Below are 25,425 nucleotides of genomic sequence, written 5' to 3'. Positions count from 1 at the left end.
CCCGCTCCCCTTTTTCTCGCTACTTGCCGGCCGCCAAGGCCTGGAAATCCTGGATCCAGCCTTGCATGCGCTGCTGGGCATGGGCTTTTTGCGCCGGGGTCGCCGTGCGGATCGCGGTCAGGATGTACTTCGTGGTCTGGTCGATGTAGTTGTCGTAGAAGGATTTGCGCTCGGGCGACTCGAGGCGGCCGAAGATATCGCGCAGCATGGCCTGGACCTGGGCCGTCGTCTGTTCGCGGTTCAATTTCTCCAGCTGTACCTTGCGCAGCATGGCCAGGATGCGGCGCTGGCGCCACTGGCGTTCCTCCAGCCAGATGTGGGCGTCGAGCGGACGCGCGTCCGAGGCCCGGCGCATGATCGTTTCCTGCTCGCTGGTGAAATTGCCGAACCAGAGCTCGAACTGCTCCATCGATTTCTTGTAGCGGGCCTTCTGGCGTTTTTCCGCGTCGCCGGTGACGAACTTGCGGCGGTATTCTTCGTTCTTCTTGTTGAATTTGCTTTCGATGTTGCCGATCTGCTCCGGTGTGATCGACATCGCCAGGGTGGTCATCTCGGGCACGGCGTGCAGCGCCAGGCGCTCGCCGCGCACGCGCATCTCGCGGTAACCGGTGATCAGGTCGGCCTGGGTGGGAGTGCCGCCCAGCTCTCGCTGGAAAGTTCCCAGCAAGGCAGCGTAATCCTTGAGCTGGGTCTGGCGGTGCCACTGGAATAACTTATTGATGTCGCGCTTGGCGACGTCGGCTTGGGTACCCTCGAAGTCGACGTAGGAATCCAACCACCAGTAAAGTAAAGTGTCGCCCTGGTTGTAGGTGAAGCGGATCGTGCTGCAGCCCGCCACCAGCGCCAGCAGCGCAATGGCCAACAGGGCAAATGTGCGCCGGAACAAGGAATCTGGCGTGCTAAAATTTTTCATATTTTCAACTTTTTCGAGAACGGCTTATGAACGTAGTGATCCTCGCCGCCGGCATGGGTAAGCGCATGCAATCCGCACTGCCAAAAGTTCTGCATCCGCTGGCTGGGAAGCCACTGTTGCAGCATGTCATCGACACCGCCCGCAGCCTCAAGCCGAGCAAATTATGCGTGATTTATGGTCACGGGGGCGCAGCGGTGCCCGAGATGGTGGCCAAGCTGGCAGAATCCACCGGCGCCGCGATCGACACTGCCCTGCAGCAGCCGCAGCTGGGCACCGGCCACGCCGTGATGCAGGCCGTACCGCAGATCGATGACAACGCGCCCACCCTGGTGCTGTACGGCGACGTACCGCTGACCACTGCCGATTCGCTGCAGCGCCTGGTCGAGGCTGCCGGTAAGGACAAGCTGGCGATCCTGACCGTCGAGCAGGCCAATCCCTTCGGCCTGGGCCGCATCGTCCGCGAGAACGGCAATATCGTGCGCATCGTCGAGGAAAAGGATGCCAACGAGGCGGAACGCGCGATCCGCGAGATCAACAGCGGCATCATGGTCATCCCCACCAGCCGCCTGAAGAGCTGGCTGGAATCGCTGTCGAACAACAATGCCCAGGGCGAGTATTACCTGACCGACATCGTCGCCAAGGCCGTGGCCGAGGGCGTACCGGTCGTGTCCGCCCAGCCCTCGGCGGAGTGGGAAGTGGCCGGCGTCAACAGCAAGGTCCAGCTGGCCGAGCTGGAGCGCCGTCATCAACTGAATATCGCCAATGCCCTGCTGGAAAAAGGCGTCACCCTGATGGATCCGGCGCGCATCGACGTGCGTGGCGAACTGGTGTGCGGCCGCGATGTCGTGATCGACGTCGGCTGCGTCTTCGAGGGCCGCGTGGAAATTGCCGACGGCGTGAGCATCGGACCGAACTGCGTGCTGGTGAACGCCAGGATCGGCGCGGGCGCCCAGATCAAGCCTTTCTGCCACATCGAAGACGCCGTGGTGGGCGACAAGTCGCAGATCGGCCCGTATGCGCGCCTGCGTCCGGGCACCCAGCTGGGCGAGGACGTCCATGTGGGTAACTTCGTCGAGATCAAGAACAGCACCGTCGCCGCGCACTCGAAGGCCAACCACCTGGCCTACGTGGGCGACGCCACCGTGGGTTCGCGCGTGAACATCGGCGCGGGCACCATTACCTGCAATTACGACGGCGCCAACAAGTTCCGCACCGTGATCGAGGACGACGCCTTCATCGGCAGCGACAGCCAGCTGGTGGCCCCGGTCACCGTGGGCGCAGGGGCGACCCTGGGTGCGGGCACCACCCTCACCAAGGACGCACCGGCCGGCAAGCTGACCATCTCGCGCCCGAAACAAATGACCATCGAAAACTGGAAGCGCCCGGTGAAGGTGAAGAAGTAATCCACCGGATACCGACAGGGTAATCACAGGAAAAACACAAGAAAAACACAGGGTAATCACATGCTTATCCTGTGGTTTTCAAAGGGGTCTTCCACATAGTTATCCACAGTCGAGCATCAAGTTCAGCCCCTACATCGTCGTTCCGGCGAAGGCCGGAACCCAAGTTTGCATGAGTAGCAATTAGCTCTCAATCAAACCGCAATCCGCGTATCAAACTTGCTGCGATGCGTAGAAAAATACGCCTTCACATTCCGCACATTCGCGTGGGATGTGAACAAGCGATGCGCCAGCGCGTGATACGCCGGCATATCCGGCACCTGCACGATCAGCACGAAATCCGGCCCCGGCGCCACGCGGTAGCACTGCATCACCGCGTTTTCCAGCGCCGCCAGCTTCTCGAACTGGTCCATGCGCTCGGCAGCCTGCACATCGAGCGTGATCTCGACGATGGCCGTCAGCCGGGCGCCGACCTTGTCCGGATTCACGATCGCCACCTGGCGCTCGATCACGCCGCCCTCGGTCAACTGCTTGACGCGGCGTAGGCAAGTAGGCGGCGAGACATGCACCAGTTCCGCCAGTTCGGCGTTCGTATGCGATGCATCAGTCTGCAGTGTGTTGAGGATGCGACGATCTAGTTCGTCGAGGATAGGTTCTTCTGTCATCGCTGTGAAATATTCTTAAAATATGTTCGATGAAATGAAAGAAAATTTCATCACTGTAGGGTCATGAAATAATCTAACAAAAACAGGCTGATTCTGAAAGCTTATTTCACGACAGTTGCCCTAGCATAGCTTTAGTTAACAATTTTTAATGAGGTAGAAGCCATGTGCGGTATCGTCGGTGCAGTCGCCAAGCGCAACATCACTCCCGTCCTGATCGAAGGCCTGAAGCGCCTGGAATACCGGGGCTATGACTCCTGCGGCGTCGCCGTCCACCTCGACGGCCGCCTGACCCGTTCGCGCAGCACCTCGCGCGTGGCCGACCTCGAATCCCAGGTCCGCGAAGCGCGCCTGGACGGCTTCACCGGTATCGCCCACACCCGCTGGGCCACCCACGGTGCGCCGGCGTCGCACAATGCCCACCCGCACTTCTCGCCGAACGAAGAGACCGCGCGTATCGCACTTGTCCACAACGGCATCATCGAAAACCACGACGAGCTGCGCCAGGAGCTGACCAGCCTCGGCTACGTCTTCCAGAGCCAGACCGACACCGAAGTCATCGCCCACCTGGTCGACCACATGTACAACGGCGACCTGTTCGACACCGTGCAGCAAGCCGTCAAGCGCCTGCACGGCGCCTACGCGATCGCCGTGTTCTGCCGCGAAGAGCCGCACCGCGTGGTCGCCGCGCGCCAGGGTTCGCCGCTGATCGTCGGCGTGGGCGAGAACGAGAACTTCGTCGCTTCGGACGCGATGGCGCTGGCCGGCACCACCGACCAGATCATCTACCTGGAAGAAGGCGATGTGGTCGACCTGCAACTGGCCCGCTACTGGATCGTCGACGCCGAAGGCCGCTCGGTCGAGCGCGAAGTCAAGACCGTGCACGCCCACACCGGCGCGGCCGAGCTGGGCCCATACCGCCATTACATGCAGAAGGAAATCTTCGAGCAGCCGCGCGTCATCGGCGACACCCTGGAAGGCGTCACCGGCATCATGCCGGAACTGTTCGGCGACGGCGCCTACGGCGTGTTCAAGGAAATCGACCGCGTGCTGATCCTGGCCTGCGGCACCAGCTACTACGCCGGCCTGACCGCCAAGTACTGGATCGAATGCATCGCCAAGGTCCCGGTCAACGTCGAGATCGCCAGCGAATACCGCTACCGCGACAGCGTGCCGCACCCGCAGACCCTGGTCGTGACCATTTCGCAGAGCGGCGAGACGGCCGATACCCTGGCCGCGCTGAAGCACGCACGCAGCCTGGGCATGCCGCACACCCTGACCATCTGCAACGTCTCCACCAGCGCGATGGTGCGCGAGTGCAAGCTGGCCTACATCACCCGCGCCGGCGTCGAAGTCGGCGTGGCCTCGACCAAGGCCTTCACCACCCAGCTGGCTGCGCTGTTCCTGCTGACCCTGACCCTGGCACAAGTCAACGGCCGCCTGAGCGACGCGGAAGAAGCCGAGCACCTCAAGCAGATGCGCCACCTGCCGGTCGCGCTGTCCTCGGTGCTGGCGCTCGAGCCGCAGATCATGGCCTGGGCCGAAGAATTCGCACGCAAGGAAAACGCCCTGTTCCTGGGCCGCGGCATGCACTACCCGATCGCCCTGGAAGGCGCGCTCAAGCTCAAGGAAATCTCGTACATCCACGCCGAAGCCTACCCGGCAGGCGAGCTGAAGCACGGCCCGCTGGCGCTGGTAACCGAAGAGATGCCGGTGGTCACGATCGCCCCGAACGATGCGCTGCTGGAAAAGCTGAAGTCGAACATGCAGGAAGTGCGCGCCCGCGGCGGCCAGCTGTACGTGTTCGCTGACGTCGACTCGCGCATCACCTCGGGCGACGGCCTGCATGTGATCCGCCTGCCGGAGCACTACGGCGAGCTGTCGCCGATCCTGCACGTGGCTGCGCTGCAGCTGCTGGCCTACCACACCGCGCTGGCGCGCGGTACCGATGTGGACAAGCCGCGTAACTTGGCGAAGTCGGTGACGGTGGAATAAGTTTTCTACAGTTTGCTCTGCTAACACGTATAAATAGAGACTGACTGACTATGGGCTCCGACACTTTGTGTCGGGGCCCTTTTTCATTTAACGGCGCCAATATGTATGTGGCAATCCAAGCAAGAGAGCAAGCAGCTCGGCGAGCTTCGCCGAGACCCCGCCTTAAGTCTTTCGCAATGTCGAGTCCAATGTTGATCCTGTTCAGTTTCATATTGACAGCATCAGGGTAAGGTAGCCGCTAACTTTTTCTTTGCGACTACGGCCACGCCAGCGGCCAACCGGAGGCAAACAATGGGCGAACGTCAGGAAGTCTCAGCTGCGCTCTCGGCGTTCAGCGATGCATCCCAGCACAAGCGGCTCATGCGAATGGACTTTCCTTGCGAGGATGGCCCGCCCGCGATTCTCTTGCCGAACAAGCTGGTTTTTCATGAGGCGATTTCCCGCTGCTTCCGGGGTGTGGCTGAGTTATTGTCCGACGATCCACGCATTCCGCTAAAAACCGTCATTGGAAAAATGGCGACCATTTCCCTGGTGCGGGAGGATGGATCGTTACGCTACTTCAACGGCTATATCACCGAATTCCGTTTCCTGCGCAGCGACGGTGGCTTCGCCTTTTACCAGATGGTGTTCGAACCCTGGCTCGCGTTCGCCCGGCTGCGCAAAGACTGCGTCTCGTTCCATAACAAGACCGTGCGCGAGATTACCGAAGGAACCCTCAAGCACTACCGCCAAGCCGACTGGGACATGCGCCTGACTGGCGAAGATCCGCAGCTCACCGTTGCCAACCAGTACAACGAGACCGACTATAACCACCTGCACCGGCGCTGGGAAGCGCTTGGACTGCACTATTGGTACGAGCACGAATTCGGCCGCCACAAGCTCATCATTTCGGACAACAGCTTGCTGGCTGAGCCGATCGGCGAGGAAGCGTACGTGATCTCGTTCCACGATCAGAGCGGCTCGCGCGAGGACGACGGCATCCATGAGTGGGCCGCAATCCGGCGTCTCGGCTCGGGCCAGACCACCCTCACGAGCTTCGACTACAAGAATCCTAGAGTCCAACACGTCGACGCGCTTTCCATGAACCGGCAAGGCGACTTCCCTGCTTACGAGATCCACGAAGATCTTGGCGCCTATGGTTTTCGCCTGTACGGCGATGGTGGACAGTTGGCGGCGCGGCGCATGGACGAAGCAGACAAGGACACTCGGTATTTCGAGGCAGCGGGCAATGAGCGATGTGTACTGCCCGGCCGCACCTTCAAGCTCGGCGGCCACTTCAGCGCCGAGTCGCGCTCAGGGAAATACGACCGCGAATCGCGTGGCAGTATCAAGGACCGCTTCTACTTGATCTTGTCCGCCGACCATGAGATATCCAATAATTACCAGGTCGGCCCGAGCGTACCGTCGCACTACAAGAACCGCTTCACCTGCATCCGCAAGGATATCCGGTGGCGTCCTGGCCTGCACTACAACAGCGAGCCTGTGATCTATACGGGATTGCACACGGCAATCGTCGTCGGCCCGGCCGGCGCCGACATCCACACGGATGGCTACGGTCGCGTCAAGCTGCAGTTCCACTGGGACCGGCTGGGCAAGTACGACGAGTACAGCTCGCCATGGATCAGGGTATTGAGCCCGGCCGCCGGCGACGAATTCGGGCAGATCCGCCTGCCACGCGTGGGTGAGGAAGTGGCCGTTGTCTATCCCAATGGGAACATCGACCATCCCCTGATCCTTGGCGCGCTCTACAACCAGGCCCACATGCCGCCGTGGTCACTGCCACAGCAGCAGTCGCTGGCTGGCCTACGCAGCCGGGAGCTGGGCGGCGGCAGGCGCGGCAACCATCTCGTCCTGGACGATACGAAAGAACAGATCCAGGTGCAGCTCAAAAGCGACCACCAGTGCAGCCAGCTGTCGCTCGGCCACATCACGCGCATCGAGGACACCGCCGGCCGCAAGGATGCGCGTGGCGAAGGCTGGGAGCTGCGTACCGATGGGCACGGCGTGGCGCGTGCCGCCAAAGGGCTCCTGATCACGACCGAAGCGCGACAGGGCGCCCGCGGGCCGATCAAGGATATGGAGGAAACGGCAAAGCGACTGGATGCCGCACACAAGCTGCACGACGATCAAGCCACGGCCGCGTTGCAGGGCCTGGCCCAGGAAGGCGGGCAGCAACACGACGTCGTGGACGTGTTGAAGGCACAGAATGAAGAGGTACGCGGCGCCGGCGAACAATTCCCCGAACTTTCCCAACCCCACCTCATCCTGGCCAGTCCAGCAGGAATCGAGACGAGCTCGGCGCAGTCGACTCACATCGCCAGCGCCGAGCATACGGCGCTCACTGCCGGACGCAGCCTCTCGATAGCAACGGGCGACAGCCTGTTTGCGAGCGTCAAGCAGACCTTCCGTCTGTTCGTCCACAAGGCGGGCATGAAGCTGATTGCGGCGTCCGGCAAGATCACGGTGCAGGCGCATGACGACGATATCCAGCTTATCGCCCATAAGGTCCTGTCCTTGATCAGCCAATCCGACTGGGTCGACATCAGAGGGAAGAAAGGGGTGCGGCTGCACGGCCCCGGGGCCATGGTCGAAATCACCGACCGCATGCAGGTCTTCGCGCCCAAGCCGGCGCTATTTCACGGCAACCTCGAGACCCTCGCGCCCCAGAACCGGCCGCAGCCATCGGTGGAGCACAAGATCACGATTACGGAGCCGAAGCCGCCGGAAGGTCAGAAGCAGTTGCTCTTCATGCTGCAAACGCATGCTGGAAATGGACGCGCGTTCGCGAACGTCCCTTACGCACTCTACAAGAACGGCAGCCAGGTCGACGAGGGCATCACCGACGATCTTGGGCGTATCGCCATCGAGCATGCGAGCGGCACCCAGGAATACACGGTCGAGCTGGCGAACGGCGATAAGTTCGACCTGAAAGCTTGGGAGAAGTTTGATCCTACGGACAAAGCCTTGCACCGCGAGCAGCTTCTTTCGAATGAGGGGGCACGCGCACTGGACGGATCGCTGGAAGGCCGTACCTATTCCTGACAGCTGCGAAGAGAACAGGGAACATCATGAGCTCTGAAAAATATCTGCGAACCGAACAGGTCCATATCGACGAGGTCAGTTGTAAGGCGACATCCACCATTCAATGGTTTGTGGAAGACAAGAACAAAAAGGGAAACGCAACCCATCCCATTACTCACAACAACAAGCTCAGTGTGCATATCTGCGGGAAAGATGGTTTCGCGGCCATCGCCAGGGACATCGCAGCTGCGAAGGGAAGCATTGACCTGGTGTGCTGGGGTTTCGATCCGGGCATGGAATTGGTGCGTAACGGTTACAACTGGCCTCGTGCCGAGACCTATGGCGATCTTTTAATTGCAGCGGGAAGGCGCGGCGTGCGGGTACGCCTGCTGGTTTGGTATAGCTACAGCGGCGGCAAGGTGCAAAAGCACATGCCCGGCCATACACATGGAAAGAATCCCTGGACCATCCAGACTGGTGATATCGCAGTCCAGCAACTCAACGCGGCTCGAAGCCTGCAGCTGATACGCGAACATGCCCGGGAAAACCGCCATAAAAAGGAATGGAATATTCCCGGCGACAAATTGGCGGCAATGGCCAGGGAGGAGTATTGCTGCAGTTGGTACAAGGCGGCGTTCGCAGGACGGCTGCAGGGCATCAGCATTCGCACACGCGATGGCGATTCCGGCAGCATCGGCGAGTCGCTTGACCATGAAGCGAGACAGCCCGACGCCGTAGAACGCAAGCTGTTCACCCTAGGCGGCACCCATCATCAGAAGCCGATCCTGATCGACTTTGCCTACGACGACGGCAAGAAGGCGGTGGCTTACGTCATGGGCCTGAACTCCCTCACCGACTACTGGGATACCCCGGAGCATTGCGTCGAGAATCCCTTGCGTGAACAAGGCGGCGCCAAGACAAAGCAGGAGCGCGCGGAGGGCGTCAAGGACCTCTTCGATTTTGACACCTTGAAACCCTACCGCGACTATGCCTGCCGCATCGAGGGCGGCCGGGCGCTCATAGCCGTCCATGAGAATTTCGAGCGGGCCTGGGAGCGTGCAGGTGGCGCTACCCCCGCAAAGCCGTACGTGTGTACCACGCCACCCTCCGCTCTCCTGCGTAAGGCCGCCCCCGGCGACTCGACGGTGCAGATCGTCAGGACGCAGCCAGAGGAGGACGACTTCACAATCAAGGACATTTACTTCAACGCGACCCGCGTCGCAGCTGCGGGGACGGGCTACCTGTACATGGAAAACCAGTATTTCCAGTATCAGGACTGGGCCGAGCATCTGCTGGCGATCCGCAAAAAGGTGATCGCCGGCTGGAACCGCAACTGCTCGAAGATTGGAAAAACCAAGGAAGACCTGCCGATGATGTACGTCTTCGTTGTCATTCCAGCGCCTGAAAAGGCGCAGATGGTTCCGCGTACCTTCGATACGCTGGCGACGCTGGGCCAGCAGGACGGCATGACCGGACAGGTCAAGATGATTGAAGAGGCGAATGAACAGGCCAGGCGCGATGCGGCAGCCGCCAGGCAGTACGCATTCAGGGGCGTGAACGGTATGCGGGCGACAGAGGAAACCTTGCCAGACGTGGTTTCGACAGCAAACAGGATCGACAAGCCTTCCAGACTCATCCTCGAAGAGATCTATGGCCTGCAGGTGTGCGTGGCCGTGCTCAATGCCTGCGAGTTCAACCAGGCTAGGCGCCAGTGGCGCTACCGCGAAATCTACATCCATTCCAAGTTGCTGCTGATCGACGACGGATTTTTTACGCTCGGCAGCGCCAACCTGAACCAGCGCAGCATGGCGGTAGACAGCGAGATCAACCTTGCCACAAACGACCCGCGCCATGCGACTGAACTGCGAAAACGAATTTGGACGCAGCTCGCGACCGAAAGAAATAACGGAAGAAACGCAACGCAGCAGGAAATTAAGGAAACATTCTTTAATTGGATAACGCTGATGAACGAAAACAAGAATCGACAAAAGGCGCCGCCAACTAGTCCGAAGAAGAAGCAGATGGAAGGCTTCATCGTCCCACTGGACGATAGCCGAAGCTCGACCATGCGCTTCGGTTGATCATGGTCACCTCTGCCGCTGTTTCCCCGTTGCGTTGCCGTCATCTGGCAATTTTCCTGATCACGCTTATTTTTCTAACGGCCTGCGACATGGACAAGAAGAAGCTCCCCGGATACATGCAAGAACTGCCGCCTTTCGATCCGCACATTGCTTCCTTCGAGTGCCAGACTGAAGCCAGCAAGGTGCCGCCCATCGACGCCCAGGCAGACGACTGGTTCCTCGAAGCGCGAGCGTTAGAAGATCGTACGACATTCTATGAAGACCGCGAGTACAAGAAAATCGTTCAGTTGACCCGCCAGGCCGCCGAACGGCATCACTGGAAGGCGATGCTAAACCTGGCCAGCCTGTACGTCGAAGGCCGCGATCCACCGCATGGCGAAAGTGAGGCGGTGGCACTGGTGTCGCAAGCCATCGAGCTGGGTATTCCGGCTGCCTACGACAGGATGGGTACCTATTACCTCAACGGTACCGGCGTGCGTGGCGATCCCGACCGCGCGTATGCCTTTTTCCAGAAGGCGGCCCAGATGGGCAATCCGCAATCGATGGCCTTCCTCGGGGAGAAAATGGATGCAGGCGGAGACAACCTCAAGCCCGGCTACTGGGGCAACATCCCGATCGCGATCAAGATGTTCGAATGCGCGCTCGCCCAAGGTTACGGCCCGGCCGCGGTGGAGATGAAACCGATGTATGAACTGCCTAGGGGGGCGGACGGCATGCCAACCGGCAGCGAAACGCCGGCAACCCGCGAGCGCGTAATGCGCGCCCTCCACGAAGGCGTAAAGGGGGGATGTCAGTTCTGCGCGATCTATTTGTGGTACGAGTTCGACCACCCGGACGACTTGGCAAACATGTTCGTGCCCTTCATCGACAAGGCGCGCGCGCAGCGTTACGCCATGCTCCGCGACGCACTCGGATTCAATCCAGACCGCCGCTTCCCAAACCTCGACAAGATTCTGCCCCTCCCTCCGGCATCCTTGCCACCTTGGGATGGCAAGCGCGAAAGCCTGCTCGCGGCAGCCATGGCCGTCGTGCCTGCGCCAGATACTCCGGCATCTACCGAAGCTTCATTAAGAAAGGGCCGTTATTTCCTCGACAGCGCCTATGTGTTCCGGCCCATCAATGAAACAACCACCGCGCTCCAAGCGCCTGTTGCAGGCTATTGGCAACCGACAGCGCCGCAGGAAGCGGCCGAAGTGCGTACTTTCTTGACTGGCATCGGACCCGGTCTCTACGTAAAGGGCGAAGCGTTCGAGCAGCTGCGCTTCCCGGACGGAATGGGCTCGAAGACCATCGCCGGTATCGTCTGGCAACGTGTTCTCACCGTACGCAACGACGGTGGCGCAGTTGCGCCGCGCACAGCGCTCAGGTTATCGCGGCCAGTTCCACGCCTGGCGCCTCCTATGGAATGTACGGGTAACAAGCGTTGTCCGGTCACGGGGACGTGGCAGCCGTGGATCACGCCGGGTCATCCACTTGAACAAGAAGTCAACCAAGCTTGGCGGCAGCGCTGGATAACGGCGGGGCAAGCCTTCCCTGACCCGAAGCGCGACTGGATGCTTCCGCTGGAGAGTACGGAGTTGAAGTGGCATCTTTTGGAGGCAGGTACGGAAAACGACAAATAGTGCAGGAAATTTTGCTCGTCAGCGGTTAACTCATCAATCTGTGTCAGGAGGCTATATGAAGCATGAGGGGCGTGGCGTAATTCGCATGAATGACAAAACGGACCACGGTGGTCAGGTTATTTCGGTGTCCTCAGGTACTGTCGTGATGGGCATGGAGGCTGCACTTGAAGACGACATGACACTGTGCCCCAAATGCAAAGGGAAGTTTGCCATCAGGCCGGACGGTGCTGGAGCTAAACACAAGGGCCGGCCCTATGCCTACGATAACGATCTCACTGCTTGTGGTGCGAAATTGATTTCGTCGATCTGACAAGTGGATAACATAGGTAAGCCATGATTTCGTAGCGCGGCGTTGACGACCTCGTTCTCCCGCCGACATTCGCTTGTTCGGCGGGAGTGGATGAGATCATATCCGCGCTTCAGGCCACGACCGCCAGCAATTCCAGCTTCAGCTCCTTCATGCCCGCCGGGACGTAGATCGAGATCGACTGCGCCTTGAGCATGCGCTCGGCCATCGCCCCTTTCGACTCCAGCACGAAGTAGCAGGTGTCCGGCCGCACGGGAATCGCCGCCGGCACCTGGGGCGCATGCTGCAGCCGCACGCCAGGCAGGGCGGACAGCACGCACTTTTCCACATCGTCCGGCGCGCCGACCTTGAAGCGCACCGGCACCACGTCCACCAGCTCCAGCGCCGGGATATCGGCCGAGACGGCGACATAGAAGGTGGTGTCCTCGTCGATCTTGCCCGAGTCGAGCATGCCCAGGTGGTAGCAGGGCCGCGTCTCGTTCAGCGCGATGGCGAAGTACTTCGACGAGATCACCGTGTCCAGCAGCTCGCGGATGATGGTGGTCAGCTTGGCGAAGGCCGGCCCTGGATCGGCATGCTGGTAGGAGGGCAAATCGCCCAGGGTCCAGCTTTTCGAAAACGTCATCAGGCCGCCCGCCACGTCCAGCAGCTGCGCGAACAGGCGCTCGGGATGCAGGGCCGGATGGTGGAAGTGGTGGGTCAGCGCCGCATACGCGGAGCTGGCCGTGTGCAGCAGCCAGAACGAGGACATGTCGCCCGAGCGGAATTCGACCACGTTGCGGCTCGGTTCGCGCTGGTGGCCGTACAGCGCACCGACCTTGGCCTGCAGCGCATCGAGCAGGCGGCGCAATTGCAGGAACAGCACCGGCGAGGCGCCGATGGACAAGGCCGGCGGCACGAAGCCCATATCGAGCTCGAAGCCGCCGGTGGCGGCGCGGCGCAGGCGCAGCAGCGGAAAGTGCACGTAGGCGTCGCGCGGCTCGAACTCCGACACCAGGCGCACCGTGGTTTTCAGGTAGGCCAGCTGCACCGGCGAGGCTTGCGTGTACAGGTCCGGCGTCTCTTCGTTTACTTGCCTGAAACGCGCGGTGTTGTCGGTCTGGCCGGGCTGGACGAAGTTGCCGGTGAAGGGCTTGAGCCCTGGCACGGCGGCGTAATAGGTGACGCTCTGGGCGGCCTCCAGCTGGCTCAGGTCCACGGTGTCGGGCAGCGCGTCGGGCCCCGGCGCTTCGACCAGCTGGCCGTCCTGGAAGCGCAGCGACAGCTCGAGGATGCGCAGCACGCTGCTGCCCAGGGCGTCGCGGTCGACTTCCAGCTTGTCCACCCCCCACGCATACGGATGCACGGCCCGGATGCCCTTGTGCAGGCAGTGCTCATGGTACTGGTCCTGCCGCTGGAAATGCTGTGGGCGCAACAGCAGGCCTTCGCCCCAGAGAACTTTGCTCGTCATGTGCTGGCTTTCCTCACGTCTTGCGGTTGGCGGAACTTTGCTCGGAAACAATAGCAACGCGTGATAGATGCCTATGTGAATTTGATCAAATATTTGCGACAGCCAACGTGGCACCATGCGATTTCTTTTCTGGAGGCACGATGAATGGTTTTACGCCGGGACTATTCGACCGCTTGCTGGGCGTGCCGCTGCGTGGCGCGGCCCATGGCGGCAACGCAAACGGCAGCGCCCATCCACGCTTGTCCGCCGAGGACTTGAAGGACATGGTCGCGCGCGACCTCGAGGCGCTGCTCAACACCCGCTCCATCCTCGACGAGGACGCGCTCAAAGACTTCCCGGAATGTAGCCAGTCGATGGTCAGCTACGGCCTCACCGACTTTGCGGACCGTTCGCTGTCCAGTCCTTCCGACCGCGCCTATATCTGCAGCTGCATCGAGAAGACCATCGCCTGCCACGAACCGCGCCTGCGCGACGTGAAGGCCCTGCTGGAGGTGCGCGAAGAGTCGGTCAACCGCCTCAGCTTCTCGATCACTGCCGTGCTGGCGGTGAGCGTGTCGCAGGAACCGGTCAACTTCGACGCCGTGCTGCAGCCTTCCACCCTCCAGTACAGCATCAGGAGGCCGGGGCGCGCCAAGCCGCAGCAGGCCGCAGCGACGGCGAGGGGAGCCTGAAGCGTGGAACAGCTGCTGCCCTATTACGAGAGCGAATTGGGTTACCTGCGCCGCAACCTGCGCGACTTCGCCGAGCGCTATCCCAAGATCGCCGGACGCCTCCTGATCAGCGGCGAGGTGTGCGAGGACCCGCACACCGAGCGCATGATCGAATCCTTCGCCCTGCTCAACGCGCGCATCGCCAAGCGCCTCGACGACGACTACCCGGAATTCACCGAGGCGCTGTTCGAGGTGCTGTATCCGCACTACCTGCGTCCTTTTCCATCCTGCTCGATCGCGCGCCTGGATGTCGCCGCCGCGGCCAAGCAGCAGACCGCGGCCAGCACGATCGCGCGCGGCACCCAGCTCACCACCCGCCCCGTGCGCGGCGTGGCCTGTACCTTCCGCACCGTGTATCCGGTGGCGGTGGCGCCGCTGGCGCTCACGCGCGCAAGCTTCTCCGCCATCATCGACGCCCCCGATGCGGTCCGGCTGCCGGCCGGCGCGTCGTCCAGCATCAGTTTCACCCTGGCCGCCACCGCAGAACAGGGCGGCGTGGGCCAGCTGGGAGTGGATACGCTGCGCGTCTTCATCGACGGCGAAGCTTCGTTCTGCGCGGCCTTGCGCGACGCCCTCTTCATGCGCAGCGTGGCCGCCTACGCCGAGCTGCCAGGCAGCGGACGCTGGGCGGCGCTGCCCTCCATTCCGGTCAAGCCGGCCGGCTTCGAGGACGACGAGGCCCTGATCGACTTCCCCGCCCGCTCGCACACCGCCTACCGGCTGCTCACCGAATACTTCTGCTTCCCCGAGAAATTCAACTTCTTCGACATCGACCTGGCGGCGCTGGCCAAGGCCCTGCCGCCGGGCGCGCGCGCGGTCACGCTGCACCTGGCCTTGTCGAGCATGCGCGCCGATTCGAACCTGGCGCGCATGCTGGGCACGCTCTCGACCAACAACGTCCTGCTGGGCTGCACGCCCGTGGTCAACCTGTTCCGCCAGCGCGGCGAGCCGATCCAGCTGACCCACACGACGGCGAGCTACCCGGTGCTGGCCGATGCGCGCCGCGCCTATGCCTACGAGGTGGTGTCGATCGATGCGCTGCGCCTGATCCGGCAGACGCCGCAGGGCGAGTCGGTGGTGGAGTTCCGCCCTTTCTATTCGCTGCGGCATGCGCAGACACCCAGCGAACATGGCCACTACTGGGCGATGCGGCGCGACGAAAGCCTGCTGGAAAAAAGCCCGGGTTTCGAAACCCAGGTGTCCATCGTCGACATCGACTTCGATCCGGCCGCCGTGGAGACCGACACGCTCAGCGTCGAACTCACCTGCACCAACCGCGACCTGCCGAGCGCCTTGAGCTACGGCCAGCCGGGCGGCGACCTGTTACTGGAAGGCGGATCGAGCGTGAAGGAGATTTCCTTCCTGCGCAAACCCACCGCCTCCTGGCGCTTCCCGAGCGGACGCAACGCCCACTGGCGCCTGATCTCGCTGTTGTCGCTGAACCACCTGTCGCTGGCCGATGGCGGCGTCGAGGCCTTCCGCGAGATGCTGGCGCTGCACGACCTGCCACGCTCACCCTCCTCGCAGCGCCAGATCGGCGGCGTCGCGGCCATCGACTACCAGCCGGCCAGCGCCTGGATGGCGGGGAATCCCTTCAACTGCCTGGTGCGCGGCGTCGAGGTGCGTTTGAGTATCGACGAGGAAGCCTTTGTCGGCAGCGGCATCCACGCCTTCGCCCACATCGTCGAGCGCTTTCTTGCGCTGTACGTGCACGCCAACAGCTTCACGCGGCTGGTGATGGTGTCGCGCCAAACCGGAGAGGAGCTGCTCACATGCGAACCGCGAAGCGGGGACCTCAGCCTGCTGTAATCGAGCGCCTGTGCCGCGAGCCCTGGCGCTTCGAGTTCTTCCAGGCCGTGCGCCTGCTGGAAACCTGGCTGCGGCGCCGTGGCCGGACCGGCGAGGACCTCGTCGCGCGCCATCTGCGCTTCCAGAATTCGACCTCCCTGCGCTTCCCGCCCAGCCAGCTCGAGGCGGTCCAGATCGAACCGCGCGACATCCAGCCCCAGCCCGCGGCGCTCGCAACGGCGCTGGAATCCGGCGCCTTGCGTCATATCCGCATTACCCCGGCCTTCATGGGCCTGCTGGGCGGGAATGGCGTCCTGCCGGCCCACTACACCGAGCGTCTTGCCGAGCACCAGGCCTCCGATAAAGACAAGGACGAGGGACCGCGCGCCTTCCTCGACACCTTCTCGAACCGCTCGCTGGCCCTGTTCTATGCGGCCTGGCGCAAGTACCGCCTGGCGCAGCAGTACCAGCTCGATGGGCGCGACGCCTTCCTGCCGCTGCTGCTGGCGCTGGCCGGCGTCGGCGACGCCTCGCTGCGCGCGCGCCTGGCCAGCCCGGAACACGGCGCGGTGCTGGACGAAACCCTGGGCTACTTTGCCTCCAGCATCCGCCAGCGTCCCGCTTCCGCCGTGCAGATCGGGCGCGTGCTGTCCGAATACTTCGGCCAGCCGGTCATGGTCGAGCAGTTCGTGGGCGACTGGTACGCGGTGCCGCTGCCCCAGCAGACCATGCTGGGCGACGGCAATGCCGTGCTCGGGGCGCGCGCGATCGCCGGCGCCCGCGTCTGGCAGCGCGACCTGCGCCTGCGCCTGGTGGTCGGGCCGCTCGACCGCGCGCGCTTCGACGCCTTCCTGCCCGGCGGCATGGCGGCCAGGGCCCTGAAAAGCCTGCTGTCGATGTTCACCGGCGTGTCCCTGGCCTACGAGATCGAGCTGGAGCTGCGCGCGCTGGACGTGCGCAGCGCGGCCCTGCGCGAGACGGGGCCGGCGGTGCGGCTCGGCTGGGACGCCTTCCTGGTCGAGGGCGCGCAGACGGCCAACCGGCGCGACGTGCGCTACGGCCTGCATGTCCTGTAGGGTTTCCCCGCGTCACTCCCAAGGGCGCGCACGCTAGATTCTGCGCCGAACCGCCATGTTGTCGTATGCTGAGACTTTACGGGCATGTCGCCTGGTTCGACAGGAATGGTGATGAGCGAAAGGATTATTTCGGCGATCAAGCTGGGCGCGCAGCAACTGGCGGCGGTCGTCACCCTGCCGGGCCCGGAGCGCTACGAATACTTCATCAAGCGCGTCGCGGACGCGCAGGAAGTCTGGGGGCTGTACCAGGATGGCTGGGCGCTGGCCAAGACCGACGACGGCACCCTGGTGTTTCCGATGTGGCCGGCAAGCGACTACGCCAGCCTGTGCGCCGAATACGAATGGGACGGCTACGACGCGCAAGCCTTCTCGATCGAGGAATTGCTGGAAGACCTGCTGCCGCAGCTGGAGCAGGACCGCGTCCTGCCCGGCATCTTCTACACGCCCGGCGACAAGGGCATCACGCCGACGATCGCCGAACTGCGTTCCGACCTGGTGCGGGAGTTGGGCCGTTACTGAGGGCAGGTGATAGGATCACGGCGGCATTCCGCCGTCCACGATCCTGCCCAATGACCTTCGACCTGTTCGCAACCAGCCGCATGCTCGGCCTGTTCTTCCTGACCGCCATCGCCGAGCTGCTCGGCTGCTACCTTCCCCTGCTCTGGCTCACCGGCAAAGGCCCGGCATGGCTGCTGCTGCCCGCCGCGCTCAGCCTGGCGGCCTTCGTCTGGCTGCTCACCCTGCATCCGGCGGCCAGCGGCCGGGTGTACGCGAGCTATGGCGCGGTCTATATCGCCACCGCCCTGGCCTGGCTGGCCGTGGTCGACGGCATCAAGCCGGTGTGGACCGATTACCTGGGTGTCGGGCTGGCGCTGATGGGTGCGGCCTGCATCGGCCTGGGACACCGTCCTGCGTAAACACGGACTGTGTCATCAATCTGTTACGAAGGCGTCACAAAGTGGTCATCTTGACTCTCTACCATGTTCGGACTTTTACCACCACCGAACAGGATCCACTTCGTGAACAAGCCGACCGACTTTGCCCGCATCCCTGTCGACCATGACGATATCGATACCAACCCATCGTCGAACGAGCACTTCAGCACCGTCCTCAACGCCCGCCTGAGCCGCCGCAGCCTGCTGCGCGGCGGCGCCGCCTCGGCCGCCACCGCCTTCCTCGGCGCCATGGGCCTGAGCGCCTGCGGCGGTTCGGACAGCGATACCGTCACCGCGCCGGCTCCGCCGACCGGCACCACGCCACCGGCCGAGAAGCTGCTGGGCTTTACCGCCGTGTCCAAGAGCCTGGCGGACGCCGTGGTGGTCCCGGCCGGCTACACCGCCTCGGTCCTGTACGCACTGGGTGATCCGCTCACCGCTGCCACCCCGGCCTACAAGAACGACGGTACCGATACGGATATGGAAAACCGCGCCGGCGACCACCACGACGGCATGGAATTCTTCCCGCTGTCGAGCACTGGCGTCCCCTCGACCAGCGAGAACAGCCGCGGCCTGCTGGCGATGAACCACGAAGCGACCACCGACGAAAAACTGTCGTCCTTCTTCCTGCATGCGAACGGCGGCACCATGAGCCTGCCGCGTCCCGCGGCGGAAGTCGACAAGGAGATGGCCCTGCACGGCCTGTCCGTGGTCGAAGTGCGCAAGAACGCCGGCAAGTGGGAATACCTGAAGGAGTCCGCGTTCAACCGCCGCGTGCACCAGCAGACCGAGGTCGAGCTCTCCGGCCCGGTGCGCGGCAATGTGCTCGTGACCACCAAGTATTCGCCCACCGGCACCAAGATCCGCGGCACCCTGAACAACTGCGGCACCGGCAAGACCCCGTGGAACACCTACCTGTCGGGCGAGGAGAACTGGTCCGGCTACTTCACCCGCGCTGCCACCGACGACGCCGCGCGCGCCGACAAGAGCGTGGCCGCGCTCAAGCGCTATGGCCGCGACCAGGGCGCCGCGTCGCGCCACGGCTGGGAAACCGGGGGCGCGGACGACAAGTACGCGCGCTGGAATATCAGCAAAACCGGCGTTTCGACCAACGGCAGCGACGACTACCGCAACGAGATGAACGGCATGGGCTATATCGTCGAGATGGACGCCTACGACAAGACCCGCGCCATCAAGAAGCGCACCGCGCTGGGCCGCTACGCGCACGAAAGCGCAGCCTTCGGCAAGGTCGAAGCGGGCAAGCCGCTGGCCGTCTACATGGGCGACGACTCGCGTAACGAATACATCTTCAAGTACGTGTCGAACACGCTCTGGAGCGCCGCCGACGCCAGCGCGGCGGACCGCATCGCCACCGGCGACAAGTACCTGGACAACGGCAAGCTGTACGTCGCCAAATTCGCCGCCGACGGCAGTGGCCAGTGGATCGAACTGTCGATCACCAACGCTGCCATCGCCGCCTACGCCAACTACAAGTTCGCCGACCAGGCCGACGTGCTGGTCAATGCACGCCTGGCGGGCGACGCGGTCGGCGCGACCAGGATGGACCGTCCGGAATGGTGCTCGGTAAATCCGGCCAACGGCGAGATCTACTTCGCGCTGACCAACAACAGCAACCGCCGCGTGGAACCGGGCAGCGCCAGCCAGTCCGCACCCGACGCCGCCAACCCGCGCGTCTACACCGACATGAAGGGCACGACGGCGCAGAACGGCAACCCGAACGGCCACATCCTGCGCGTCAAGGAAGGCGCCGCCGGTTCCGCCGCCACCAGCTTCACCTGGGACGTGTATCTGTTCGGCGCCGAAGCGGCTGCCGCCGCCGACAAGGTCAACCTGTCCGGCCTCACCGCCGACCAGGACTTCTCCAGCCCGGACGGCCTGGCTTTCAGCACCGCCACCGGCATCTGCTGGTTCCAGACCGACGACGGCGCCTACACCGACGTCACCAACTGCATGATGCTGGCCGGCGTGCCGGGGCAGGTGGGCGACGGCAAGAAAGTCACCCTGAGCTATCCGCGCGCCGATGGTTCGACCTTGAATGTGGATACCTTCGTCGGCAAGGCCGCCACGGCCGATACGCTCAAGCGCTTCCTGGTGGGGCCGGTGGGGTCGGAGATCACCGGCATCGCCGAAACGCCGGATGGCAAGGCGCTGTTCGTGAACATCCAGCATCCGGGCGAGAACACCTCCTCGGCGAACGTGGCTGATCCGGCGAAGTACACCAGCCAGTGGCCGGCGAATGCGGGGTATGGCGCGGGGAAGCGCCCGCGCTCGGCGACGATTGTCATCACGAAGAATGACGGTGGGCGGATCGGAACCTAAGCCCTTTCTTTATTCCGGTGACGTGCGAGCAAACTTGGATCCCGGCCTTCGCCGGGATGACGGATCGAGCGCTAGTGGCCAACCGTAAGGCCGTCGTACGCGCCACTGGCGCCTACGACTTCCGGCGCGGGCCGGAACCCAAGTTCCTAAGCACACCTCAATAGCCCCAACGCCCAACAGTGCGAGCATGACCGAATGCTCCCACTCCACACCTACCTCCGCCTCACCCGCGCCAGCGCCCTCTACGACATCATCGTGATCGCGCCCTTCGCCACTCCCTGGACCTTCGCCCACTTCTACGCCCAGCTCTCGCACCTCAACCAGTGGCTCGGCGCCGGTCCACTGCCCGGATTCGAAACCATCCACCTCCTGCTCGCGATCCTGCTCGGCACCCTGGTGCTCACCTGGTCCGTCTTCCGCCTCATCACACCCAGTCTGAAACTGGGCCGCTTCGACGCCACCGCCCGCCTGGTCTTTTCCCTGTGGCTCGCCTGGGCCATGCTCCAGGACCCGCTCCCCATGCTCTGGCTGTTCCTGATCCCCGAACTGCTGTGGGGCGCCGTTCAGTGGTGGCCGATCGGCAGCAGCACCTCGCGCGCCGCCTTCACCAGCGCGGTCCCCATGCGCTCCAGCCGCGGCGGCTGAATGCGCCACGCGTGCCAGTAGAGCGGCACGTCCACATGCAGGTGCGGCGTCAGGTCGACCAGCCCGCCCGCCTCCAGCAGCGCCGCGCACTGTTCGAGCGGCAGCAGGCCGTAGCCCAGGCCGGCGCGGATCGCATTCACATACGGATCGCTGGCCGGCACGTAGTGGAAGGGATAGGCGCCCTCCGGCAGTCCGAAGTGCTGCAGCAGGAAGCTCGATTGAAGCGGGTCCTTGCGGTCGAACACCATCACCGGCGCATGCAGCGCGGCGCTGCGCGAGAAGCCGTCCGGGAACCAGCGCCGTGCGAAGGCCGGCGAGGCCACCAGCCGGTAGCGCATCACGCCCAGCGCGCTGGCCGTGCAGCCGTGCAGCGGCGCCGACTCGCCCGTCACGCAAGCCACCACCCGACCCTGTTCCAGCAGCCCGAAGGTGTGGCCCTGGTCGTCGAGCAGGAACTCGACCAGCAGCTGTTCTTCCAGCAGGACCGGCGCCAGCACCGGCAGCAGCCAGGTCGCCAGGGTGTCGTTGTTGACCGCCAGCGCCACCCGCACCGGTCCCGGATCCATGCCCATCTCGGCCAGGAACTCCGATTCCAGCAATGTAGAACGGCGCAGGTACTGCACCAGCCGCGTGCCCGGCCCGGTCGGACGGCAAGGGCGGCTGCGCACCAGCAGCGGCGTGCCCAGGTCCTGTTCCAGCGCCGAGATGCGCTGCGAGACCGCCGAGGGCGTGATGTTCAACTGGCTGGCCGCCAGCTCCAGGCTGCCGCAATCGACGGCGGCCAGGAAGGCGGCGCTGCGGCGCGCGTCGAGCTTCATGGTTCAGTTCTGCTTAAGGAGGTTTAGATTTCATGAATATAATTGAATCTAGGCCGGCGGACAGGGATAGTGATGGCTTTCCCACGGAGGCCGCATGTTTTCCCAACAGGTTTTTCTACAGGGGCTGGGCCTCGGCGCCAGCCTGATCATGGCGATCGGCGCGCAGAACGCGCACGTGATCCGCACCGGCGTACGCGGCGAGCATGTGCTGCCGGTGGTCGCCACCTGCATCGTCATCGACGTGATCCTGATCGCCCTCGGCATGGCCGGCCTGGGTGCGCTGGTCGAATCCTCGCCCGTGCTGGTGGGCGTGGCGCGCTACGGCGGCGCGGCTTTCCTGGTCTGGTACGGCCTGCGCTGCTTCTCCAGCAGTGCCCGCGGCGGGGCTGCGCTCAGCGTGGACGGGCAGCACGTCCAGACCCTCGGCAAGGCGCTGGCCACGGTGCTGGCGATCTCCCTGCTCAATCCCCACGTCTACCTCGATACCGTGGTGGTGCTGGGGACCGTGGGCGGCAGCTTCGCCTCCGCCCAGCGCCTGTCCTTCGCACTGGGCGCGATGACGGCTTCGGTGCTGTGGTTCTCGGCGCTCGGCTTCGGCGCGCGCCGCTGCGCGCCGGTGCTGTCGCGGCCCGCGGTCTGGCGCGGCATCGAAGCCTTCACCGGCAGCCTGATGCTGCTGCTGGCGCTGCTGCTGCTGCGCGCAGGCTGAATTACTGCCCGAGCATCCGCAGCAGCTGCGCGGTGATGGGGCGGCAGCGCTCCGCCACCAGCGCGTGCAGCTGCTTCACCGCCGGCGAGAACTGCTTGCGGTGCGGGCACACCAGGTTCATGGGCGTGGGCTCGCCCGGCATCTTCGGCAGCAGCACCTCCAGGCGCCCTTCCAGCACGTCCTGGTGCACGTCGAGCCAGGATTTGTAGGTGATGCCTTCTCCCGCCACCGCCCAGCGCCGCACCACGTCGGCATCGTCGCTCACCAGCGGCCCGCTCACCTGCACCACCTCGTCCGTCGCCGGGAAGCACCAGCGGTCGTAGCTGCGCCCGCGCAGCCGGTACACCAGGCAGCTATGGGTGGCCAGGTCGAGCGGCGAGCGTGGACGGCCGTGGCGTGCGAGATAGGCCGGCGAAGCCACCAGCACGCGCCGGTTTTCCGGCGCCACCGGGAGGGCGATGAAGCTGGCGTCGTCGATCTGGCCGTAGCGCAGGGCGATGTCGACCGGATCGCGGAAGATGTCCGCCACCTGGTCCGACACCAGCAGCTGGATGTCCAGCCCGGGGTGATGGCTGCGGAACGCCGAGATCCACGGCAGCAGCAGGTTGCGGCCGAAGTCCGAGGGCGCCGCGATCTGCAGGGTGCCGCTGAGCGCGGCGTCCTCTCCGCGCATGCCTTCCCGGCCTTCGCGCAGCGCCTGCAGCGCGTCCTGGGCGTAGGGCAGGTAGCGCTTTCCTTCCTCGGTCAGGCGCAGGCTGCGCGTCGAGCGCGCGAACAGGCGGATGTCGAGCTCGCGCTCCAGGCGCTGGATGGCCGCGCTGGCCTGTCCCGGCAGCAGGTTCACCTCGCGCGCCGCCTGCGAAAAGCTGCCCAGCGCCGCGGAGCGCACGAACAAGGCCAGGTCGTCGAGTCGGATCATGTTCTTCCTGATGGTGAAAGCAGTGTTGATTTTCACGCTGGCAGTGAAAGTGTAATTCTGCCATGCGGGTGTTTTCCTGCTCGGCCGTTCCCTAGAATCGCCTCCATCGCATTCAATCGCACTGGAGAACACCCATGAAAGCCATCGTCTACACCCAGCACGGCCTGCCGATCGAGGATCCGAAAGCCTTGCAGGATGCCGATCTTCCCATGCCGCTGGCCGGCCCCAGCGACTTGCTGGTCGAAGTGCGCGCCGTCGCCGTCAATCCGGTCGACACCAAGGTGCGCCGCGGCGCCGCAGTCACCGAAGCGCGTGTCCTGGGCTGGGATGCGAGCGGCATCGTGCGCGCCGTTGGCGCCGAGGTGACGCTGTTCGCGCCGGGCGACGAGGTGTTCTACGCCGGCTCGCTCACCCGTCCCGGCTCGTACAGCCAGTTCCAGGTGGTGGACGAGCGCATCGTCGGCCGCAAGCCGGCCAATCTCGATTTCGCCCAGGCCGCCGCGCTGCCCCTGACCTCGATCACCGCCTGGGAACTGCTGTTCGACCGCATCAAGGTGCCGGAAGGCGGCGGCGAAGGCAAGTCCCTGCTGATCATCGGCGCGGGCGGCGGAGTCGGTTCGATCCTGACCCAGCTGGCGAGGCGCATGACGGGGCTGACCGTCATCGGCACTGCCTCGCGCGGGCTCACGCAGCAATGGGTGCGCGAACTGGGCGCGCACCATACGATCGACCACAGCAAGCCGATGAAGCCGCAGCTGGCCGCGCTGGGATTCGAGGCGGTGGACATCGTCGTCAGCCTGACCCACACCGACCGCCACTACGCGGAGATCGTCGAGGTGCTGGCGCCGCAGGGCCAGTTCGCGCTGATCGACGATCCGGAGACCCTGGACGCCATGCCGCTCAAGCGCAAGTCGATCTCGCTGCACTGGGAGCTGATGTTCACGCGCTCGATGTTCCAGACGCCTGACATGATCCGCCAGCACGAACTGCTGAATCGCGTGGCCCAGATGGTCGAACAGGGCAGCCTGAGGACCACGCTGAGCGAGCATTTCGGCGACATCAACGCCGCCAACATGCGCCGCGCGCACGCGCTGGTCGAAAGCGGCAAGGCGCACGGGAAAATCGTGCTCGCCTACGCGTAATCGCCAGATCGCTTACCATTTTCTTTTTGTAGCAAGGACCAACGCATGGATATTCTGTCGGCCGCCAAGGAGCGCCATACCGCCAAAGCCTACGACGCGCAGCGCCGCATCCCCGAAGACGTGATGCAGAAGGTGTACAGCCTGCTGCGCCACAGCCCCTCGTCGGTGAATTCGCAGCCCTGGCACTTCATCGTCGCCAATACGCCGGAAGGGCGCGCCCGCATCGCCAAGGCGGCGCAGGGTGGTTATTCCTACAACGCGGCAAAGATCCAGGATGCCTCGCACGTGATCGTGCTGTGCTCGCGCATCGACATGGATGAAGCGCACCTGAACAATCTGCTCGAGCAGGAAGCACGCGACGGCCGCTTCCGCGACGCCGCCGCGCGCGCCGGCCAGGACGCGGGCCGCCGCGGCTACGTGCACCAGCATCGCTACGGCGGCAAGGACGTCGCCCAGTGGCTGGAAAAGCAGGTCTACCTGGCGCTGGGCACCGCCCTGCTGGGCGCGGCCACCCTCGGCATCGACGCCACGCCGATGGAAGGCTTCGACCAGAAGATCCTCGACGCGGAGTTCGGGCTGAACGAGAAAGGGCTGGCCAGCCTGGTGCTGGTGAGCTTCGGGTATTCGTCCGAGGCCGACTTCAATGCGCACCTGCCGAAGTCGCGCCTGCCGGAAGAGATGACCTTTACCTTCATCTGATCATCGATCGAAGTCGTCAACGGCGTGCAGCGATGCACGCCGTTTTTGTTTACGCGGCCTTGGATCGTCGTTCCCGCGCAGGCGGGAACCTAAGTTCGTCGCTCAGTGGTAGCGATACTTCAGGCGTTATTAGCAGCGCAGGGAAACTTGGGTTCCCGCCTTCGCGTGAACGACGCTCAAACGCTGGCGACAA

21 protein-coding genes are annotated in these 25,425 nt (G+C 63.8%); 16 read left to right on the top strand and 5 right to left on the bottom strand.

What is annotated here, in order from left to right:
* Positions 1–19: 19 nt before the first annotated feature.
* On the bottom strand, positions 20–862 hold the full coding sequence (locus J8847_RS01965; protein ID WP_307727489.1) for a DUF6279 family lipoprotein: 843 nt from the start codon (positions 860–862) through the stop codon (positions 20–22).
* Between the two features lie 77 nt (positions 863–939).
* Between J8847_RS01965 and glmU the strand changes: the two genes are divergently transcribed.
* A complete protein-coding gene (gene glmU / locus J8847_RS01960) occupies positions 940–2,316 on the top strand; it encodes a bifunctional UDP-N-acetylglucosamine diphosphorylase/glucosamine-1-phosphate N-acetyltransferase GlmU (protein WP_211523006.1) in 1,377 nt (458 codons plus the stop codon).
* 191 nt (positions 2,317–2,507) lie between these two features.
* Here the strand turns inward: glmU and J8847_RS01955 are convergent, their stop codons facing one another.
* Positions 2,508–2,978 carry an Lrp/AsnC family transcriptional regulator gene (locus J8847_RS01955; protein ID WP_211523005.1) on the bottom strand — a complete coding sequence of 157 codons (471 nt, stop codon included), beginning with the start codon at positions 2,976–2,978 and terminating at the stop codon, positions 2,508–2,510.
* Between the two features lie 162 nt (positions 2,979–3,140).
* Here J8847_RS01955 and glmS point away from each other — a divergent pair, with 162 nt between their 5' ends.
* The 5 genes from glmS (at position 3,141) to J8847_RS01930 (ending at position 12,004) form a co-directional block, all read left to right on the top strand.
* Positions 3,141–4,970, top strand: coding sequence for a glutamine--fructose-6-phosphate transaminase (isomerizing) (gene glmS, locus J8847_RS01950; protein ID WP_211523004.1), 1,830 nt, complete (start codon positions 3,141–3,143; stop codon positions 4,968–4,970).
* Between the two features lie 291 nt (positions 4,971–5,261).
* On the top strand, positions 5,262–8,012 hold the full coding sequence (locus tag J8847_RS01945; RefSeq protein ID WP_211523003.1) for a type VI secretion system Vgr family protein: 2,751 nt from the start codon (positions 5,262–5,264) through the stop codon (positions 8,010–8,012).
* Between the two features lie 26 nt (positions 8,013–8,038).
* On the top strand, positions 8,039–10,072 hold the full coding sequence (locus tag J8847_RS01940) for a phospholipase D-like domain-containing protein (protein ID WP_211523002.1): 2,034 nt from the start codon (positions 8,039–8,041) through the stop codon (positions 10,070–10,072).
* 2 nt (positions 10,073–10,074) lie between these two features.
* Positions 10,075–11,694 (top strand): tetratricopeptide repeat protein, encoded by a 1,620-nt coding sequence (locus J8847_RS01935; protein ID WP_229429555.1) that lies wholly within the window; start codon positions 10,075–10,077, stop codon positions 11,692–11,694.
* A gap of 55 nt (positions 11,695–11,749) precedes the next feature.
* The gene (locus tag J8847_RS01930) at positions 11,750–12,004 is read left to right on the top strand and encodes a PAAR domain-containing protein (RefSeq protein ID WP_211523000.1); all 255 of its coding nucleotides are present in this window, start codon (positions 11,750–11,752) and stop codon (positions 12,002–12,004) included.
* Between the two features lie 109 nt (positions 12,005–12,113).
* Here J8847_RS01930 and tssK read toward each other — a convergent pair whose 3' ends face one another.
* Positions 12,114–13,451, bottom strand: a complete 1,338-nt coding sequence (gene tssK / locus J8847_RS01925) for a type VI secretion system baseplate subunit TssK (RefSeq protein ID WP_211522999.1) — start codon at positions 13,449–13,451, stop codon at positions 12,114–12,116.
* Between the two features lie 140 nt (positions 13,452–13,591).
* On the opposite strand from tssK, the gene tssE reads away from it, so the two are divergent.
* From tssE to J8847_RS01890, 7 genes are all read left to right on the top strand, one after another.
* A complete protein-coding gene (gene tssE / locus J8847_RS01920) occupies positions 13,592–14,122 on the top strand; it encodes a type VI secretion system baseplate subunit TssE (protein WP_211522998.1) in 531 nt (176 codons plus the stop codon).
* Between the two features lie 3 nt (positions 14,123–14,125).
* Positions 14,126–15,970: a type VI secretion system baseplate subunit TssF gene (tssF, locus tag J8847_RS01915; RefSeq protein ID WP_211522997.1), complete on the top strand. Its 1,845-nt coding sequence runs from the start codon at positions 14,126–14,128 to the stop codon at positions 15,968–15,970.
* Positions 15,934–17,025, top strand: coding sequence for a type VI secretion system baseplate subunit TssG (gene tssG, locus J8847_RS01910; protein ID WP_211522996.1), 1,092 nt, complete (start codon positions 15,934–15,936; stop codon positions 17,023–17,025). Before tssF ends, tssG begins: the two co-directional genes overlap by 37 nt.
* 111 nt (positions 17,026–17,136) lie before the next feature.
* Complete coding sequence (locus J8847_RS01905) at positions 17,137–17,544, top strand: DUF2750 domain-containing protein (RefSeq protein ID WP_211522995.1); 408 nt, start codon at positions 17,137–17,139, stop codon at positions 17,542–17,544.
* Positions 17,545–17,594: 50 nt separating this feature from the next.
* The gene (locus J8847_RS01900; RefSeq protein WP_211522994.1) at positions 17,595–17,942 is read left to right on the top strand and encodes a YnfA family protein; all 348 of its coding nucleotides are present in this window, start codon (positions 17,595–17,597) and stop codon (positions 17,940–17,942) included.
* A gap of 102 nt (positions 17,943–18,044) precedes the next feature.
* Entirely contained in the window at positions 18,045–20,300 is a 2,256-nt protein-coding gene (locus tag J8847_RS01895) for a PhoX family phosphatase (RefSeq protein WP_373999811.1), read from the top strand.
* 195 nt (positions 20,301–20,495) lie between these two features.
* Positions 20,496–20,945: a hypothetical protein gene (locus tag J8847_RS01890; protein WP_211522992.1), complete on the top strand. Its 450-nt coding sequence runs from the start codon at positions 20,496–20,498 to the stop codon at positions 20,943–20,945.
* On the opposite strand, the gene J8847_RS01885 is transcribed toward J8847_RS01890, so the two are convergent.
* Positions 20,864–21,763, bottom strand: a complete 900-nt coding sequence (locus tag J8847_RS01885) for a LysR family transcriptional regulator ArgP (protein WP_211522991.1) — start codon at positions 21,761–21,763, stop codon at positions 20,864–20,866. The genes J8847_RS01890 and J8847_RS01885 overlap by 82 nt on opposite strands.
* A gap of 94 nt (positions 21,764–21,857) precedes the next feature.
* On the opposite strand from J8847_RS01885, the gene J8847_RS01880 reads away from it, so the two are divergent.
* The gene (locus tag J8847_RS01880; RefSeq protein ID WP_211522990.1) at positions 21,858–22,472 is read left to right on the top strand and encodes a LysE/ArgO family amino acid transporter; all 615 of its coding nucleotides are present in this window, start codon (positions 21,858–21,860) and stop codon (positions 22,470–22,472) included.
* Position 22,473: 1 nt separating this feature from the next.
* Here J8847_RS01880 and J8847_RS01875 read toward each other — a convergent pair whose 3' ends face one another.
* Positions 22,474–23,391: a LysR family transcriptional regulator gene (locus tag J8847_RS01875; protein WP_211522989.1), complete on the bottom strand. Its 918-nt coding sequence runs from the start codon at positions 23,389–23,391 to the stop codon at positions 22,474–22,476.
* A gap of 134 nt (positions 23,392–23,525) precedes the next feature.
* On the opposite strand from J8847_RS01875, the gene J8847_RS01870 reads away from it, so the two are divergent.
* Together J8847_RS01870 and nfsB are read left to right on the top strand one after the other, a co-directional pair.
* Complete coding sequence (locus J8847_RS01870) at positions 23,526–24,533, top strand: zinc-binding alcohol dehydrogenase family protein (RefSeq protein WP_211522988.1); 1,008 nt, start codon at positions 23,526–23,528, stop codon at positions 24,531–24,533.
* A 45-nt stretch (positions 24,534–24,578) separates the two neighbouring features.
* Positions 24,579–25,232, top strand: coding sequence for an oxygen-insensitive NAD(P)H nitroreductase (gene nfsB / locus J8847_RS01865; RefSeq protein WP_211522987.1), 654 nt, complete (start codon positions 24,579–24,581; stop codon positions 25,230–25,232).
* The last annotated feature ends 193 nt before the right edge of the window (positions 25,233–25,425 follow it).

Source organism: Massilia sp. AB1, from assembly GCF_018119385.1.
GTDB lineage: Bacteria > Pseudomonadota > Gammaproteobacteria > Burkholderiales > Burkholderiaceae_D > Telluria.
The sequence above is the reverse complement of the archived record's forward strand: the minus strand, read 5'-3'. Positions and strand labels throughout refer to the sequence as shown.